Here is a 17,923-nt window from a genome sequence, read left to right as displayed (position 1 = left end):
CGCGCCATGTATCAGAAGATCAGGGCATCAGAGGATCAGAGTGCCTCGACGAAACGCGCGTCGATGACCTGCGCCGGGGTGACCGGCTGCTGCAGGATGCCGGCTTCGCTGGCGGCCTTCTGGATGTGCTCGAAGGAGCCCTTCTGGAAGGCGCCCTTCAGCTCGGCCTGGTTCTCCTTCACCGAGTAGAAGTGCACGCCGTCGAAAGCGCTGGTCAGCTCGGACTCATCGGCACCCACGCCCTTGGCGATGGCGGCGCGGCCTTCGGCCCCCTTCTCGTTGTAGTGCTTCAGACCGGCTTCCCAGCTCTTGATCAGCGCCAGCACCTGGCCCGGACGCTCCTTCAGCACTTCGTCGCGCACCACGAACACGTCGCTGATGATGCCCGGGTCATCCGAGCCCTTGTACAGCAGGTTGACCTTGGGGTTCTGCTGCTTGGCGGCGGACAGGTAAGGCTCGTAGGTCACCGCGGCCGGCACTTGCCCGGCGATCAGCGCGCTTCCGGCGTTGGCGGCGGGCATCGGCACCGGCTGCACGTCGGCGATGGTCAGGCCGGCCTTGCGCAGGGCGCTGTGCAGGAGGATGTCGCTGGTGGTGCCTTCTTCGTAGGCCACCTGCTTGCCCTTGAGATCGGTCAGGGACTTGATCGACGGGTCGACTATCAGCGCGTCGGCACTGGTGCTCTGGTCCAGCAGCAGGACGATCTTCACCGGCAGGCCGGCGGCGACCATGGCCATGGCGGTGTGGGTGGCGAGGTTGCCGCCGTCGATCTGGCCGCTGGCCAGGGCGGCGTTCATGTCCTTGTCTTCGGTGAAATTGACCAGTTCGACCTGCTCCAGGCCGTTGGCCTTGAAGGCGCCTGCCTGTTCGGCGACATACCACTGGCCGTAGCCCAGCCAGGGCTGCATGCCCATCTTGAAGGTGCCGGCCTCGGGCTTGGTGTCTGCCTTGATCGCGGCGGCGTGCGCGGCGCCAGCCAGCAGCAGGCTGGCGCAGGTGGCCACGGCCAGTTGGCGCAGCGTGGATGCGAAGGTGGTGTGCATGGTCTCTCCCCGGTCATTGTTCTGATGCAGTCAGCCTGCAGGATCGGCGGGGGAGCAGCGTCGGCCCATGCCCGCCGTGGGCGGGCACAGGCTCACATTCAATCGACGCAAATGCAAAGGTTTTCACCGCCGTTCGGCGTGGCTCCGGGCACGCTGGCAATCACCTTCGCGCATCAGCCATCAGGGCTGCGGGATGGCGTCGTCCTTGAACTGGTCCTTGATGTACTTGATTTCGGTGCGGCCGTGGGGCGCCGGCTGGCCGTCCGGGCCGATGTTCACGAAGACCATCTTGTCGACCGTGAGGATGCTCTTGCGGGTGATCTTGTTGCGCACTTCGCAGGTCAGGGTGATCGAGGTGCGGCCGAACTCGGTGGCGGTGATGCCCAGCTCGATGATGTCGCCCTGGCGCGCGGAACTGACGAAGTTGATCTCCGAGATGAACTTGGTGACCACGCGCTGGTTGCCCAGCTGGACGATGGCGTAGATCGCCGCTTCTTCGTCGATCCACTTCAGAAGGCTGCCGCCGAACAGGGTACCGTTCGGGTTGAGGTCTTCAGGCTTGACCCATTTGCGGGTATGGAAATTCATGGAAGCTCCTTCTTGGGAGGTTGCGCCTCGTGAGCGCGATGACGGGTAAAGCCCCGCCGGCTATGCAAGTCTGGCCTGGACTGCCGCTGCCCACCCTGCCCTGGCTCAGCCAAGGCCCGCTTCGGTGCGGTATTGCGCGGCTTCATCCACCAGCCAGTCGCGGAAGGCACCCAGGGTCGCCGACTCCACCTTGCGTTCGGGAATCATCAGGTAATAGGCATTTTCGCTCAAATAGGCATGTTGCATCGGCACGATCAGCCGGCCGTCGGCCAGCTCCTGCTGGATCAGCATCGGCGGGATCAGCGCCACCCCCATGCCATGCATGGCCGCCTGGGCGAGCATGGAGAACAGCTCGTAGCGGGTACCGCTCATGTCGTGCGCCACGCTCATGCCCAGCGAGCCGAACCACTGGCGCCAGGCGTAGGGCCGGGTGGTCTGCTGCATCAGCGGCAGCTCGGCGATCTGCGCAGCCGACAGCTCCCGGCGCCCGCCCAGCAACTCGGGGCTGCATACCGGCACCGGGTTCTCGTGCATGAGGAAGTTGGCCACCGTGCCGGACCAGACCCCATCGCCAAAATACAGCGCGGCGTCGAACTCGGTGTCGGCGAAGAGGAAGGGCCGGGTGCGGTTGGTCAGGTTGACCGTGACTTCCGGATGCAGGCGCTTGAAGTCCTTCAATCGCGGCAGCAGCCACTGGGTCGCGAAGGTCGGCACCACCGCCAGCTCCAGCGTACCGCCGCCCTGCTGGCCCATCACCGCCAGGGTATCGCGCTCCACCGCGTCCAGCCGCTGGGCGACGCGACGGCTGTAGTTGAGCCCGGCCTCGGTCAGCTTCACCCCGCGCCGCGAGCGACGAAACAGCTCGACGCCGAGGAAGTCCTCCAGCGTGGCGATCTGCCGGCAGATCGCGCTCTGGGTCAGCGACAGCTCGTCGGCAGCCTTGGTGAAGCTCTCGTGACGGGCAGCGGACTCGAAGGCGACCAGCGCGGCGGTGGTCGGTATCTTGCGTCGCATCGAATGCCTCTTAGGAATATCGTGATGCGCAGAATTCGCCAGGAAAACCCGTCATAGAGGCTATTCCAGCAAAACATCGCAGTCACCTGGCGGTTACGGAGTGACAAAATAGCACAACAGCGTGCGAATTAGTCGGTTGCCCGGCTTCCCGACGGCTGACTAGGATGGCCCACACCGAGCCCGCCTAGACTTGTGCGGGTCATTCACTGTCTGCGTTAGAGGTTTCTCCATGGCGACCAAAGCAAGCTTCAACTGGGAAGATCCGCTGCTGCTGGATCAGCAACTCACCGAAGAAGAGCGCATGGTGCGTGACAGCGCCCAGCAGTTCGCCCAGGACAAGCTGGCCCCGCGCGTGCTGGAAGCCTTCCGCCATGAGCAGACCGACCCGGCGATCTTCCGCGAGATGGGCGAAACCGGCCTGCTCGGCGCCACCATCCCCGAGCAGTACGGCGGCAGCGGCCTGAACTACGTGTGCTACGGCCTGATCGCCCGTGAAGTCGAGCGCATCGACTCCGGCTACCGCTCGATGATGAGCGTGCAGTCCTCCCTGGTGATGGTGCCGATCAACGAATTCGGCAACGAAGCCACCAAGCAGAAATACCTGCCGAAACTGGCCAGCGGCGAATACATCGGCTGCTTCGGCCTGACCGAGCCGGACCACGGCTCCGATCCGGGCTCGATGATCACCCGCGCCAAGAAAGTCGACGGCGGCTACCGCCTGACCGGCGCCAAGATGTGGATCACCAACAGCCCGATCGCCGATGTCTTCGTGGTCTGGGCCAAGGATGACGAAGGCCAGATCCGCGGCTTCGTCCTCGAGAAAGGCTGGGAAGGCCTGTCCGCCCCGGCGATCCACGGCAAGGTCGGCCTGCGCGCCTCGATCACCGGCGAGATCGTGATGAACAACGTGTTCTGCCCCGAAGAGAACGCCTTCCCGGACGTGCGCGGCCTGCGCGGTCCGTTCACCTGCCTGAACTCCGCCCGCTACGGCATCTCCTGGGGCGCCCTGGGTGCCGCCGAAGCCTGCTGGCACACCGCTCGCCAGTACACCCTGGACCGCAAGCAGTTCGGCCGCCCGCTGGCCGCCAACCAGCTGATCCAGAAGAAACTGGCCGACATGCAGACCGACATCACCCTCGCCCTGCAAGGCTGCCTGCGCCTGGGCCGGATGAAGGACGAAGGCACCGCCGCCGTCGAAATCACCTCGATCATGAAGCGCAACAGCTGCGGCAAGGCCCTGGACATCGCCCGCATGGCCCGCGACATGCTCGGCGGCAACGGCATCTCCGACGAATTCGGCGTTGCTCGCCATCTGGTCAACCTGGAAGTGGTGAACACCTACGAAGGTACCCACGACGTCCACGCGCTGATCCTCGGCCGCGCCCAGACCGGCATCCAGGCGTTCTTCTAAGCGCCCTGCGCCAGCCCGACGCTCATCAGGAGCCGGGTTGGCGACCGTTTTACCTCTCGCCCGAGAGGCCCCGGGGAGGACCGTGGCGTCCCCGCACTGCGCCCTCCCCGCCCCTATTCACGTTGCAGGTGATTGCATGTCCGGCGCCCTTTCGCACATCCGTGTCCTCGACCTCTCCCGCGTTCTCGCCGGCCCCTGGGCCGGGCAGATCCTCGCCGACCTCGGCGCGGAAGTGATCAAGATCGAGCGTCCCGGCAGCGGCGACGACACCCGCGCCTGGGGCCCGCCGTTCCTCAAGGACAGCAATGGCCGCGACACCAGCGAAGCGGCGTATTACCTGTCGGCGAACCGCAACAAGAAGTCCCTGACCATCGACTTCACCCAGCCCGAAGGCCAGCGCTTGGTGCGCGAGCTCGCCGCCAAGGCCGACATCGTGCTGGAGAACTTCAAGGTCGGCGGCCTGAAGGCCTATGGCCTGGACTACGAGTCGCTGAAAGCGCTCAACCCGAAGCTGATCTACTGCTCGATCACCGGCTTCGGCCAGTTCGGCCCCTACGCCAAGCGCGCCGGCTACGACTTCATGATCCAGGGCCTGGGCGGCCTGATGAGCCTGACCGGGCGCTCCGACGCCGAGGAAGGCGCCGGCCCGGTAAAAGTCGGCGTGGCGCTGACCGACATCCTCACCGGCCTGTACTCCTCCACCGCGATCCTTGCCGCCCTCGCCCACCGTGACGTCAGCGGCATCGGCCAGCACATCGACATGGCGCTGCTGGACGTGCAGGTCGCCTGCCTGGCCAACCAGACCCTGAACTACCTGACCACCGGCAAGCCCCCGCGTCGCCTGGGCAACGCGCACCCGAACATCGTGCCGTACCAGGACTTCCCCACCGCCGATGGCGACCTCATCCTCACCGTCGGCAACGACGGCCAGTTCCGCAAGTTCGCCGAACTGGCGGGCCACCCGGAATGGGCCACCGACGAGCGCTTCGCCACCAACCAGGCGCGCGTGGCGCACCGCGAGGTGCTGATCCCGCTGATCCGCCAGGCCACCGTCATGCGCACCACCGCCGAGTGGATCGCGGTGCTGGAACAGGCCAGCGTGCCCTGCGGCCCGATCAACGACCTGGCGCAGGTCTTCGCCGACCCGCAGGTGATCGCCCGCGGCCTGCGCGTGGACCTGCCGCACCCGCTGGCCGGCACAGTGCCGCAGGTGGCCAGCCCGATCCGCCTGTCCGAGACGCCGGTGGAGTACCGCAACGCTCCGCCGACCCTGGGCCAGCACACGCAGGAAATCCTCGAAGGCGTGCTGGGCCTGGACCAGGCCGCCATCGGCAAACTCCGCGATTCAGGCGTCATCTAAGCCTCCTGACAACCGGCACCCGCGCCCTGCGAGTGCCCAACGATCCCCGCGACGACGCCCGCGCCAGGGTTTTCACGGCCCCTGGCGCGGGCGCGACGGGGATCCCGGCCGCGATCCACTGCGCGAAGGCGACCAAAAGTCTTTGGCTTGTCATGCGCCATGGCTATAATCCGCAGGCTTCAATAACGGCCGGCACTGTCCGGCCGTTCCCGCCACCCGTCCGAGGGGCGCTGCAGCAGGTCGATTCGCTTCGGCTTGTCAGGCTCGGATGGGGCGCGTCACGGTCGGCAACCGCCGATCGCCAAACGCATCAACGGCGCCCATTCGCAGACAACGAATGGAGAGTTACGCATGAGCGCTGTCATGACGCCTGCCGGTTTCACCGACTTCAAAGTCGCCGACATTTCCCTGGCCGCCTGGGGCCGCCGCGAGCTGATCATCGCCGAGTCCGAAATGCCGGCGCTGATGGGCCTGCGCCGCAAGTACGCCGCCAGCCAGCCGCTCAAGGGCGCGAAAATCCTCGGCTGCATCCACATGACCATCCAGACCGGCGTACTCATCGAGACGCTGACTGCGCTGGGCGCCGAAGTACGCTGGTCCTCCTGCAACATCTTCTCCACCCAGGACCAGGCAGCTGCCGCCATCGCCGCCGCCGGCATCCCGGTGTTCGCCTGGAAAGGCGAGACCGAGCAGGAATACGAGTGGTGCATCGAGCAGACCATCCTCAAGGACGGCCAGCCGTGGGACGCCAACATGGTGCTGGACGACGGCGGTGACCTGACCGAAATCCTGCACAAGAAATATCCGCAGATGCTCGAGCGCATCCACGGTATCACCGAAGAGACCACCACCGGCGTGCACCGCCTGCTGGACATGCTCAAGGCCGGCACCCTGAAAGTCCCGGCGATCAACGTCAACGACGCTGTGACCAAGAGCAAGAACGACAACAAGTACGGCTGCCGTCACAGCCTGAACGACGCCATCAAGCGCGGCACCGACCACCTGCTGTCGGGCAAGCAGGCCCTGGTGATCGGCTACGGCGACGTGGGCAAGGGCTCCGCCCAGTCCCTGCGCCAGGAAGGCATGATCGTCAAGGTTTCCGAAATCGACCCGATCTGCGCCATGCAGGCCTGCATGGACGGCTTCGAGCTGGTCTCCCCGTACAAGAACGGCGTGAACGACGGCACCGAAGCCAGCGTCGACGCTGCACTGCTGGGCAAGATCGACCTGATCGTCACCACCACCGGCAACGTCAACGTCTGCGACGCCGGCATGCTGAAAGCGCTGAAGAAACGCGCCGTGGTGTGCAACATCGGTCACTTCGACAACGAGATCGACACCGCCTTCATGCGCAAGAACTGGGCATGGGAAGAGGTCAAGCCGCAGGTGCACAAGATCCACCGCACCGGCGCTGGCGACTTCGATCCGGCCAACGACGACTATCTGATCCTGCTGGCCGAAGGCCGTCTGGTGAACCTGGGCAATGCCACCGGCCACCCGAGCCGCATCATGGATGGCTCCTTCGCCAACCAGGTGCTGGCGCAGATCTTCCTGTTCGAGCAGAAGTACGCCGACCTCTCCGCGCAGAAGAAAGCCGAGCGCCTGACCGTCGAAGTACTGCCCAAGAAACTCGACGAAGAAGTGGCCCTGGAAATGGTCAAAGGCTTCGGTGGCGTCGTCACCCAGCTGACCCCGAAACAGGCCGAGTACATCGGCGTGACCGTGGAAGGCCCGTTCAAGCCGGACACCTACCGCTACTGATGTACCAGGGGGCAGACGAGCAATCGTCTGCCCTCTTTGCCATCTGGTGCCCCATGGATCTGCAGGACAGCTACAACGACGCATGGCTCTTCGCCGCCAGCGCGCACGCGGGGCAGACCCTCACCGCATCGACACTGCCCTATGCGGTCCATCTGGCGATGGTCGCCAACGAAGTGATGGCGGCCGACCGCGAAGCGCCCATCCAGCGCCTGGCGGAGACCGTCCAGATTGCCCTGCTGCACGACGTGCTCGAAGACACCCCGGTGCCCTTCGACGAACTGCAAATGCGTTTTGGCGAGTTTGTCGCCGAAGGCGCCCGGCACCTGAGCAAGGTGGTGAATGGCGAGAAGCTGCCGTTCGACATCTACCTCGAAAGGCTGGCGACCGGCGCGCCGCAGTATGCGATCGTCAAGCTGTGCGACCGGATCACCAACCTGCTACCGCCACCCTCGACCTGGGCGCGGAGCAAGATCGCCGACTACCACGCGGAGTCGCAGCGCATCCTGGACGCCCTCGGCCATGCGCACGAGCCCAGCGCCCAGCGGCTACGCACGAAGATAGACAACTACCGCCGTTACTTCTGAAGTCGACGGCACATACCGGCAGCCACGCGATGACGGGGCGCCGAAGGAACGACCATGAGTCAGAAAGAACGCCGTTTCAGCTTCGAGTTCTTCCCCGCCAAGACCGAAGCCGGCCATGAAAAACTGCTGGCCACCGCGCGCCAGCTGGCCGCGAAAAAGCCCGACTTCTTCTCCTGCACCTACGGTGCCGGCGGCTCCACTCGCGACCGCACCCTGACCACCGTGCTGCAGCTGGACGGCGAAGTGCAGGTACCGACCGCACCGCACCTTTCCTGCGTCGGCGACACCAAGGGCGAACTGCGCGCCCTGCTGGCGCACTACAAGGATGCCGGCATCCGCCGTATCGTCGCCCTGCGCGGCGACCTGCCCTCGGGCATGGGCATGGCCAGCGGCGAGCTGCGCTACGCCAACGAACTGGTGGAATTCATCCGCACCGAAACCGGCGACCACTTCCACATCGAAGTTGCCGCCTATCCGGAAGTTCACCCGCAAGCGCGCAATTTCGAGGATGATCTGGCGAATTTCGTGCGCAAGGTCAAAGCCGGCGCCGACTCTGCCATCACACAATACTTCTTCAACGCCGACAGCTACTTCCATTTTGTCGAGCGTGCGGAGAAACTCGGTGTCAGCATTCCGGTCGTACCGGGTATCATGCCGATCACCAACTACACCAAACTGGCCCGCTTCTCCGACGCCTGTGGCGCGGAAATCCCTCGTTGGGTTCGCAAGCAGCTGGAAGCCTACGGCGACGACATCGCCAGCATCCAGGCCTTTGGTGAGCAGGTCATCACCGACATGTGCGAACGCCTCCTCGAGGGCGGCGCACCCGGTCTGCATTTCTACACCCTGAACCAGGCTGAACCCAGCCTGGCGCTCTGGAACAACCTCAAGCTCCCCCGCTGAGGATCATTGCTCCGGGCTTACCGTCCGCGATCCCGGCCAGCGCAACGCCGGCGTATCGTGGACGGGGTGCTTCCAGCCACCGGCTGAGCGCTCGCCCCGAGCCTGAAATCACGCGCCCTCGAGCCGGCAGGTCGCCGGCCTACAGGAACCCCGCATGTCCTTTACTTCCCTCGGTCTCTCCGAGGCCCTGGCTGGCGCCGTTGAAGCCGCCGGCTACGCGCGCCCCACTCCCGTCCAGGAACGCGCCATCCCCGCCGTACTGCAAGGCCGCGACCTCATGGTGGCCGCCCAGACCGGCACCGGCAAGACCGGCGGCTTCGCCCTCCCGGTGCTCGAACGCCTGTTCCCCGAAGGCCACCCGGACCGCGAACACCGCCACGGCCCGCGCCAGGCCCGCGTGCTGGTACTGACCCCGACCCGCGAGCTGGCTGCCCAGGTGCACGACAGCTTCAAGGTCTACGCCCGTGACCTGCCCCTGAAGAGCGCCTGCATCTTCGGCGGCGTCGGCATGAATCCGCAGGTCCAGGCCATGTCCAAGGGCGTCGACGTGCTGGTCGCCTGCCCCGGCCGCCTGCTCGACCTGATCGGCCAGGGCAGCGTCGACCTGTCCCACGTGGAAATCCTCGTCCTCGACGAAGCCGACCGCATGCTCGACATGGGCTTCATCCATGACGTGAAGAAGGTTCTCGCCAAGCTTCCGGCCAAGCGCCAGAACCTGCTGTTCTCGGCGACCTTCTCCAAGGACATCATCGACCTTACCAACAAGCTCCTGCACAACCCGGAGCGCATCGAGGTCACCCCGCCGAACACCACCGTGGAGCGCATCGAACAACGCGTGTTCCGCATTCCGTCGGTACAGAAGCGCGCCCTGCTGGCGCACCTGGTGACCATGGGCGCCTGGGAGCAGGTGCTGGTGTTCACCCGCACCAAGCACGGCGCCAACCGCCTCGCCGAATACCTGACCAAGCACGGCCTGCCGGCTGCCGCGATCCATGGCAACAAGAGCCAGAACGCGCGCACCAAGGCCCTGGCCGACTTCAAGGCCAACGACGTGCGCATCCTGGTCGCCACCGATATCGCCGCCCGCGGCCTGGACATCGACCAGTTGCCCCATGTGGTCAACTACGAGCTGCCCAACGTCGAGGAAGACTACGTCCACCGTATCGGCCGTACCGGCCGCGCCGGTCGAACCGGTGAAGCCATCTCGCTGGTGGCGCCTGACGAGGACAAGCTGCTCAAGGCCATCGAGCGCCTGACCAAGCAGCGCATCCCCGATGGCGACATGCAGGGCTTCGACCCCGACGCCGTGCTGCCGGAAGTCCAGCAGCCCGAGCCGAAGGAAGCCCCCCAGCGCCAGCCGCGCAAGGACAAGGCCAAGCGTGGCGAGCGCAAGGACCGCAACAAGGACAAGCCGCAACAGCCGCAGGCAGAGGAGCAGCACAGCGCCGCCCCCAATGCCGAAGGCGAAGCCGCCGAGGGCGACAAGCCGGCCGGCAAACGCCGCCGTCGCGGCGGTCGCGGCAAGAAGAAGGGCGACGGCCAGGGCGGCGACGCTCAGCCGAACGCCAACGCTCAGGCTCGTGAGCCGCGCGACCCCCGTCCTCCGCGCCAGCACCGCCAGCAGAAGGAACAGCAGGGCCAGGGCGGCCAGCAGCAGGCCAAGCCGGCTCGCGCACCGAAGGTCGATGGCAACCGCGATCCGGAAGAATTCCTCGACGATGATTTCGACAACTTCGGCAATCGCGCCGACTACGTCAGCCCATTCCCGGACAAGGACCAGCAACGAGGCCAGCGCCGTCGTGGCGGTCAGGGGCAAGGTCAAGGCCAGAACCCGGGGCAGGGCCAGCAACGCGCCCGCGGCCAGGGTGGCCAGGGCGGAAACGGCCAAGGCCGTAGCCAGGGTCAAGGCCAGGGCCGTGCTGCCAAGAAGCCTAACGGTGGTAGTCGGCCCCAGGGCCAAGGCCAGGGCGGCAACGCTCACGGCAAGGCCGGCCAGCGCAAGCGCGGCGGCAAGGCTCCGGCTTCGCGCATGAATGACGCCCCGCTGCGCGAGCCGAGCGAGTACGGCGCCGCCAAGCCGACCCGTCAGCCGGTGGTGATCAACAAGCGCGACCTGGTCCGCACCGACCGCTTCCCGACGCCGGAGCAGCTGGAAGAGCTGGAGCCGCGCCGCAAGACCGAGCGCCCCGCGCTGCTGACCCGCAACCGCGAGTGACGCTGTAGAAGAAACCGCCCTCCGGGGCGGTTTCTTTTTGCCGGCGATCTGCCCCGTTGCATCCGCCGAGCGCAGGAGCGGCGCGCACAAAAAAACCGCCCGAGGGCGGTTTTTTCACAAGGGCGAAACCTTCACAGCACCTGCCGCAGGAAGCTCTGCGCACGCGCATCCTTGGGCTGGGCGAAGAACTCCGCGGGGGCGGCGTCCTCCAGCAGCTTGCCGTGATCGAAGAACAGCACGCGGTCGGCCACTTCACGGGCGAAGCCCATCTCGTGGGTCACACAGACCATGGTCATGCCTTCCACGGCCAGGGTCTTCATCACGTCCAGCACCTCGCCGACCATCTCCGGGTCGAGCGCCGAGGTGGGTTCGTCGAACAGCATCACCTTCGGCTCCATGCACAGCGCACGGGCAATCGCCACACGTTGCTGCTGGCCGCCGGAAAGGCGCGACGGGTATTCGTTGGCCTTCTGGCCGATGCCGACCTTTTCCAGCAGCGCCTTCGCCTTGGCCTCGCGCTCGACCTTGCCGCGTTTGCGCACGACTTTCTGCGCCAGGCACAGGTTCTCCAGCACGGTCATGTGCGGGAACAGGTTGAAGTGCTGGAACACCATGCCGACTTCGCGGCGGTAGGCGTTGATGTCGGTCTTCGGGTTGGCGAGGTCGACCCCGTCGATGCTCACCGAACCGGAGTCGAACTCCTCCAGGCCGTTCAGGCAACGCAGGAAGGTGGACTTGCCCGAGCCGGACGGCCCGATCACCACCACCACTTCGCCCTTGGCCACGCCGGTGGTGACGTCGTCCACCGCGCGCACGACCTGCCCGCGGGTATCGAAGACCTTGGTCAGATTACGCACTTCAATCACTTTGGCCGAGCCTCCGCTCCAGGCGCCCCGCCAGATGCGACAGCGGCAGGTTGATCACGAGATAGAGAGCAGCGACGCAGAACCAGATCTCGAAGGTGGAGAACGAGGTGGTGATCGCCTCGCGGCCGCTCTTGGTCAGTTCGGTGATGGCGATCACCGAGACCAGGGAAGTGTCCTTGACCAGGCTGATGAACTGTCCGGCCAGCGGCGGCAGCACGCGCTTGAAGGCCTGCGGCAGGATGACGTGACGCATCGACTGCGCGGCGTTCAGGCCCAGGGAGCGCGCGGCTTCGTCCTGACCGCGGGCGATGGACTGCACGCCGGCACGAACGATCTCGGCCACGTAGGCGCCGGTGAACAGCGCCAGCGCCGCCACGCCGGCAAACTCGCGGGACAGGTTCAGCACGGTGCCGATGAAGAAGTAGAAGATGAAGATCTGCACCAGCAGCGGCGTGCCGCGCACCAGCTCGACGTAGAGGGTCGAAAGGTCATGCAGGGTCGGGTTCTTCGACAGGCGGCAGAGACCGGTGAACAGGCCGATGACCAGGCCGAACGCGCCGGAGACGAAGGAGATCCACAGCGTGGTCCACAGGCCCCAGGCCAGCGGACCGGCGGCCCAGTGACGGGTCGCGCCGACCACATCGCCCTCGGCGACGTCGTCATTCTCCGAGAACTGCAGGCTGTCGGCGGCCACGGTCAGCACCTGCTGCTTGCCGTCTTCATCCACCAGGGTGACGCGGGCGTTGCCGCCCTGATCCTCGATCTTCTCGACCCGCGAGATACCATCGGCACGCTGCGGATCCTCCGCCTGGTAGGCGAAGTACTGCGGGACGCGGTTCCAGCGCCACTCGTAGGAGATCAGCGAAGTGGAGTACCAGATGGCGAGGCCGATCAACAGCAGGATCAGCCCGGTCAGCCCGTGCCAGGGCCAGGTTGCGCGTTTCGTTCTAGCCACGAATCTCTACCGTGAAAATGCGAACGCGCAGGCCGGGGCCTGCGCGTCGGGTTGAGCTGAGTCAGACGCGGATTATTCCATGTCCTTGAGCCAGTCGGTGTTCTTGAACCACTTGTCGTGAATGCGATCGTAGGTGCCGTCTTCACGAATCTGCTTGAGGAAGTTGTTGATGAAGTTGATCGAGTCGTAGTCGCCCTTCTTCAGGCCAAAGGCCAGCGGCTCGTAGGTGAACGGCTGGTCCAGGTGTACCAGCTTGCCGGCGCCGAACTTGCTCACGCCAACGACGTTGTAGGGCGAGTCGTAGATGAAGGCGTCGGCCTTGCCGTTGACCACGTCCATGACCGCTTCGGGCTCGTTGTCGAAGCCGTGGTACTGGGCCTTGGACAGCTGCTTCTTGGCGACGAACTCGCCGGTGGTGCCGATCTTGGAGGTGATGCGGTATTTGGCGTCGTTCAGGTCCTTGTAGGACTTGATCTCGCCTTGCAGTTCCTTGCGGATCAGCAGGGTCTGGCCGACCACGATGAAGGGATCGGTGAAGTTCAGGCGCAGGTTGCGCTCCTGGGTCAGGGTCATGCCCGAGCCGATCATGTCGAACTTGTCGGTGAGCAGGGCCGGGATGATGCCGTCATAGGCGGTGGAGACCAGCTCCAGCTTGACGTTCATGGATTTGGCCATGGCCTTGAGCAGGTCCACTTCGAAACCGACGATCTGACCGCGCTTGTTGGTCATCTCGAACGGCATGTAGGTCGGGTCCATGCCCACGCGCAGGGTGCCGCGCTTGGCCGCTTCATCGATGGCGCCGGCCTGAGCCGCGCTCACGCTGACCAGGGCGCAGACGCCCATCACCAGCGATGCCAGGTACTTTTTCATCCCCATACTCCCAAGCAAGTGAAAGAACTTGTTGTTTTTTCCAGCGATCGAACCGTGTACGCACGGCAGGCCGGGCGTTCAAGGGGTGCGAAGCGTACCCCATGCGACGGATATCTCAATCTTTTCTGGATAGCTGGCGCAGGGTACCAGCAGCGCTGCGCGGGGAAAACAGGCTGAACCGCCACGCCGCCCGCACCCGCGATGGGATGAGGGCGGCGCAGGATCAGGATTGCGCCGCGGGAAGCGCCATGGCGCCCTGCTCCGCAACCGGCGCCAAGGGCACAGCCGGGGCATGGGCATCGGCTTTCAGCGATTGCCGCCAGGGGCCGATCCACTGCTCCTTGTCGCCTTGCCACACTGCCAGGTGCAGGCGCGACAGCGCCACCGGGTCGCTCAGCAGCGCCAGGCGGCGGTTGCCGTCGAGCTGCTCGGGACCGGCTTCCAGTGCCTTCTCGACCAGCGCGGCGCGGGTCGCTTCGATGGGGGCGGAATGGCCGTGACGGGCAGTGCCCATGGCACAAGCCAGGGCGTTCAGGACCGGGTCGACGGCGGAACGGACAAAGCCGTCCTTCAGCGCCTGCCAGCGGTTCTGGTAGGTGTACTCGTCGGTGGCACGCAGCTCGCGCGGAGTGTCGTATTCCTCGGGGATGAGGAACAGCTTCTCATCGCGCGAAGCCAGGCCCAGCTTGACCCGGCTGCTGATCACCGAGACCGGGATCGACAGCATCAGGGCGCCCACGATGGGCGACAGCCACCACAGGAAACGCGGGTTCAGCCACGCCACCAGCAGCGCCCAGCACAGGCCCAGCAGCGTCTGCAGGCCGTGGCGGCGAATCGCCTCGCTCCAGGGGGTGTCGTCGTCGTCGCGCTGCGGCGACTTCCACTGCGCTTCCCAGCCAAGGAACGCAGCCAGCACGAAGCGGGTATGGAAGAGCATGCGCACCGGGGCGAGGAGTACCGAGAAGAGCATTTCCAGCAGCATGCTCAAGGTCACCTTGACCACGCCACCATAGCCCTTGGCGCCCTTGGCCCAGATCAGCATGACGCTGAGCAGCTTGGGCAGGAACAGCAGGGTCAGGGTGGTGGAGAACAGGGCGATGGCCTTTTCCGGGTGCCACTGCGGCCAGATCGGGAACAGCTGGCGCGGCTCGAGGAAATATTGCGGCTCCATCAACTGGTGCACTGCCAGCAGCGCGGTGGACAGCACCAGGAAGAAGAACCACAACGGCGCCGACAGGTACGACATCACGCCAGTGAGGAACACCGCGCGGTGCACCGGGTGCATGCCCTTGACCAGGAACAGGCGGAAGTTCATCAGGTTGCCATGGCACCAGCGGCGGTCGCGCTTGAGCTCGTCCAGCAGGTTGGGCGGCAACTCCTCGTAGCTGCCTTCCAGGTCGTAGGCGATCCACACGCCCCAGCCGGCGCGGCGCATCAGCGCGGCTTCGACGAAGTCGTGGGAGAGGATCGCACCGGCGAAGGAACCCTTGCCCGGCAGCGGCGCCAGCGCGCAGTGCTCGATGAAGGGTTTCACCCGGATGATCGCGTTGTGCCCCCAGTAGTGGGATTCGCCGAGCTGCCAGAAGTGCAGGCCGGCGGTGAACAGCGGGCCGTAGACGCGGGTGGCGAACTGCTGCATGCGCGCATAGAGGGTGTCCATGCCCGACGCCTTGGGTGCGGTCTGGATGATGCCGGCCTCGGGGTTGGCCTCCATCAGGCGCACCAGCTTGGTCAGGCAGTCGCCGCTCATCACGCTGTCGGCGTCCATGACGACCATGTACTTGTACTGGCCACCCCAGCGACGGCAGAAGTCGTCGATGTTGCCGCTCTTGCGCTTCACCCGGCGCCGGCGGCGGCGGTAGAAGATGCGACCGAAGCCCAGGGCTTCCTTGCACAGCTCGATCCAGGCCTTTTCTTCGGCCATGGCGATGTCGGGCTGGTTGGTGTCACTGAGCACGAAGAAGTCGAAGCGATCCAGCTCACCGCTGGCCGCTACCGATTCGTAGGTCGCCCGCAGGCCGGCGAAGACGCGCGGGACGTCCTCGTTGCAGATCGGCATGACGATGGCGGTACGCGCATCGGCGGCAATCGGCTCGCTGCCCGCGCTGCTGCCGGAAATACGGTAGCGGTCGCGGCCGGTGAGCAGCTCCCAGAAGCCCATCAGGGCCGTCCAGAAGCCGGCCGAAACCCAGCAGAAGAGGATGGCGAAGAGCGCCAGCACGCCGAACTGGATGGCGTAGGGCAGCACCTGTTCCAGGGTCTGCAGCCAGGTCTGGCGGTTGATCTCTTCCAGGTCGACGAAGGCCCAACCCTGATAGGGCAGGATGCCTTTCATGTAGTAGGTGGCGACGCTGGTCTGACCGAGCATGAGCAGGACCAGGATGAACCGGCGTAGCGAGCCAACCCGCTGCCAACGTGCCTTGGGCAGGTCACGGACAGGTTTGGCCGGGTTGCTGCGGCCGGTCAGCCGGCGCCAGCCGCGCATGAGCGGATTGGTGCGCCAGGGCTCGGGAATCACCTTGGTGCGCTGGATCGGCGGCGCGGCCTTGAGGTAGGTGCGACCGTTGTCGTCCATGCCCAGCATCTGGGCATCGTCCAGGTCCTGGCCGTAGCCGTGGCGCAGACGCGCACCGACCGAAGCCAGCGCAGCGTCTTCACCCTGGACATCGCCAGCGAGCTGCTCGTGCAGCTCGCTGAAGGAACCGGCCCTGGCCAGCCGCTCACGCTCCTGCGCCGAAAGGGGCAGGTGCGCGAGGTAGTCGGCCACCGGCGCGGTGGTAGCGGTGGAATTATTCATCGGCAGGCAGCTGGTAGCTCCAGGTTTCGGAAATGGTCTGGCCACCGTTGACCAGGGCAGCACGCATCTCCGTCGGCTTCTTCGGATCCTTGACCTTGATCCGCAGGGTCAGACGCCAGCCCTGAGTCACTGCGTTGTAGCGCAGGCTGTTTTCCTTCACTTCGGCGTTGTCGTCGGTGCTCACCTGGGTGGTCACCGGGGCATCGCCTGCCAGCGCCTTCAGGGTCGGGCCGACGAAATCGACGACCAGAGCGACGCTGCCGTCAGGCTGGCGGATCAGGTTCTTCTGCTTCACGTCACCGACCGAGCGCAGGGTCTGCATGACCCAGGCGCTCTTCGGATCGTGCAGGGCCTGCTCGTCCTTGGTCCAGCGCATGCGGTAGGCGAAATCCAGCGGCTCACCGGCTTCCGGGCGCTTCTCCGGATTCCAGAAGGCAACGATGTTGTCGTTGGTCTCGTCGGGGGTCGGGATTTCCACCAGTTCGATGGTGCCCTTGCCCCAATCGCCCTGCGGCTCGACCCAGGCGGACGGACGCAGGTCGTAACGGTCGTCGAGATCTTCGTAGCGCGAGAACTCACGGCCGCGCTGCAGCAGGCCGAAACCTTTCGGGTTTTCGACGCTGTAGGCGCTGACGGACAGGTGTTTGGGGTTGTTCAGCGGGCGCCAGATCCACTCGTCGTTGCCAGCATGGATCTGCAGGCCGGTGGAGTCATGCAGTTCCGGGCGGAAGTTGTGCTCCGCCGAAGGCTGGTTGGAGCCGAACAGGAACATGCTGGTCAGCGGTGCCAGGCCCAGCTTGCTGACCTTGTCGCGCAGGAACACGCGGGCCTTCACATCGACCACGGTGTCGTTGCCCGGACGGATGGTGAAGCGATACGCGCCGGTCGCACGGGGCGAATCCAGCAGCGCGAAGATCACCAGGTGCTTGTCCTTGGCCTTGGGCTTCTCGATCCAGAACTCGCGGAAGCGCGGGAATTCCTCACCCGACGGCAGCGCGGTGTCCAGCGCCAGGCCGCGTGCGGACAGGCCCCACCACTGGTCCTTGCCAATGATGCGGAAGTAGCTCGCGCCCAGGAAGGTGGCGATCTCGTCCTGCTTGTCGGGGGAATTGATCGGGTACAGCAGGCGGAAGCCGGCGTAGCCCAGATCCTTGGTGGCATTGGCGTCGAACTTCAGGGTACCGAAGTCGAAACGGGAGGGATCGTACTTGATCTCCTTCACATCGGTCGCCGTGACCTCGTTGATCTTCACCGGGGTGTCGAAGTGCATGCCCTGGTGATAGAAGCTGATCTTGAAGGGGGTCTTCTCGTCGGCCCAGTAGGCCTTCTCGTTACGGAAGCGAATCTGCTGGTAATCGGCGAACTTCATTTCGCTGAATTCCGATGGCAGATTGCTCGTCGGTGCGCTGTACTTCTCTGCAGCCAGCGCCTTGGCCTTTTCGCCAACGTCGTCGAGATTGAAGGCCCAGGCGTGGGTAGCGCTCAACGCCAACAGGGCGGAGCCGACCAGTCCGCGAAGGATTTGGCGCGAAAGCGGTTGTTGAACGGAACGGAAA

The 17,923-nt window shown here is 65.3% G+C and carries 14 protein-coding genes and 1 riboswitch; of the genes, 6 read left to right on the top strand and 8 right to left on the bottom strand.

Annotated features, from left to right (window positions below):
- Nucleotides 1-35: 35 nt before the first annotated feature.
- From MJ122_RS16665 to MJ122_RS16655, 3 genes are all read right to left on the bottom strand, one after another.
- Nucleotides 36-1,043, bottom strand: a complete 1,008-nt coding sequence (locus MJ122_RS16665; RefSeq protein ID WP_239744857.1) for an ABC transporter substrate-binding protein — start codon at nucleotides 1,041-1,043, stop codon at nucleotides 36-38.
- Between the two features lie 180 nt (nucleotides 1,044-1,223).
- Nucleotides 1,224-1,631 carry an acyl-CoA thioesterase gene (locus MJ122_RS16660; protein WP_015479269.1) on the bottom strand — a complete coding sequence of 136 codons (408 nt, stop codon included), beginning with the start codon at nucleotides 1,629-1,631 and terminating at the stop codon, nucleotides 1,224-1,226.
- Between the two features lie 105 nt (nucleotides 1,632-1,736).
- Complete coding sequence (locus MJ122_RS16655) at nucleotides 1,737-2,645, bottom strand: LysR family transcriptional regulator (RefSeq protein ID WP_239744856.1); 909 nt, start codon at nucleotides 2,643-2,645, stop codon at nucleotides 1,737-1,739.
- 229 nt (nucleotides 2,646-2,874) lie between these two features.
- Between MJ122_RS16655 and MJ122_RS16650 the strand changes: the two genes are divergently transcribed.
- The 6 genes from MJ122_RS16650 (at nucleotide 2,875) to MJ122_RS16625 (ending at nucleotide 10,879) form a co-directional block, all read left to right on the top strand.
- A complete protein-coding gene (locus MJ122_RS16650; protein ID WP_088416057.1) occupies nucleotides 2,875-4,056 on the top strand; it encodes an acyl-CoA dehydrogenase in 1,182 nt (393 codons plus the stop codon).
- Nucleotides 4,057-4,192: 136 nt separating this feature from the next.
- Nucleotides 4,193-5,416, top strand: coding sequence for a CaiB/BaiF CoA-transferase family protein (locus tag MJ122_RS16645; RefSeq protein WP_239744855.1), 1,224 nt, complete (start codon nucleotides 4,193-4,195; stop codon nucleotides 5,414-5,416).
- Nucleotides 5,417-5,632: 216 nt separating this feature from the next.
- A riboswitch (S-adenosyl-L-homocysteine riboswitch) is annotated at nucleotides 5,633-5,745 on the top strand.
- A gap of 22 nt (nucleotides 5,746-5,767) precedes the next feature.
- Nucleotides 5,768-7,177: an adenosylhomocysteinase gene (ahcY, locus tag MJ122_RS16640; protein WP_017520545.1), complete on the top strand. Its 1,410-nt coding sequence runs from the start codon at nucleotides 5,768-5,770 to the stop codon at nucleotides 7,175-7,177.
- 53 nt (nucleotides 7,178-7,230) lie between these two features.
- Nucleotides 7,231-7,761, top strand: a complete 531-nt coding sequence (locus tag MJ122_RS16635) for an HD domain-containing protein (protein ID WP_239744854.1) — start codon at nucleotides 7,231-7,233, stop codon at nucleotides 7,759-7,761.
- A gap of 54 nt (nucleotides 7,762-7,815) precedes the next feature.
- Nucleotides 7,816-8,664, top strand: a complete 849-nt coding sequence (gene metF / locus MJ122_RS16630) for a methylenetetrahydrofolate reductase [NAD(P)H] (RefSeq protein ID WP_017520547.1) — start codon at nucleotides 7,816-7,818, stop codon at nucleotides 8,662-8,664.
- A gap of 154 nt (nucleotides 8,665-8,818) precedes the next feature.
- A complete protein-coding gene (locus tag MJ122_RS16625) occupies nucleotides 8,819-10,879 on the top strand; it encodes a DEAD/DEAH box helicase (protein ID WP_239744853.1) in 2,061 nt (686 codons plus the stop codon).
- 131 nt (nucleotides 10,880-11,010) lie between these two features.
- Here the strand turns inward: MJ122_RS16625 and MJ122_RS16620 are convergent, their stop codons facing one another.
- From MJ122_RS16620 to MJ122_RS16600, 5 genes are all read right to left on the bottom strand, one after another.
- A complete protein-coding gene (locus MJ122_RS16620) occupies nucleotides 11,011-11,745 on the bottom strand; it encodes an amino acid ABC transporter ATP-binding protein (RefSeq protein ID WP_088416052.1) in 735 nt (244 codons plus the stop codon).
- Complete coding sequence (locus MJ122_RS16615) at nucleotides 11,738-12,700, bottom strand: amino acid ABC transporter permease (RefSeq protein WP_088416051.1); 963 nt, start codon at nucleotides 12,698-12,700, stop codon at nucleotides 11,738-11,740. The genes MJ122_RS16620 and MJ122_RS16615 overlap by 8 nt, the downstream gene beginning before the upstream one ends.
- Nucleotides 12,701-12,772: 72 nt before the next feature.
- Complete coding sequence (locus MJ122_RS16610; RefSeq protein WP_239744852.1) at nucleotides 12,773-13,570, bottom strand: transporter substrate-binding domain-containing protein; 798 nt, start codon at nucleotides 13,568-13,570, stop codon at nucleotides 12,773-12,775.
- A gap of 223 nt (nucleotides 13,571-13,793) precedes the next feature.
- Nucleotides 13,794-16,367 (bottom strand): glucans biosynthesis glucosyltransferase MdoH, encoded by a 2,574-nt coding sequence (gene mdoH / locus MJ122_RS16605; RefSeq protein WP_239744851.1) that lies wholly within the window; start codon nucleotides 16,365-16,367, stop codon nucleotides 13,794-13,796.
- On the bottom strand, nucleotides 16,360-17,889 hold the full coding sequence (locus tag MJ122_RS16600) for a glucan biosynthesis protein G (RefSeq protein ID WP_085988859.1): 1,530 nt from the start codon (nucleotides 17,887-17,889) through the stop codon (nucleotides 16,360-16,362). The genes mdoH and MJ122_RS16600 overlap by 8 nt, the downstream gene beginning before the upstream one ends.
- Nucleotides 17,890-17,923: the final 34 nt, after the last annotated feature.

It is taken from the genome of Pseudomonas sp. DP-17, from assembly GCF_022380625.1.
Taxonomy (GTDB): Bacteria; Pseudomonadota; Gammaproteobacteria; order Pseudomonadales; family Pseudomonadaceae; genus Pseudomonas; species Pseudomonas nitroreducens_A.
Note: the sequence above shows the minus strand (reverse complement) of the source record. Positions and strands in the feature narration are given on the sequence as shown.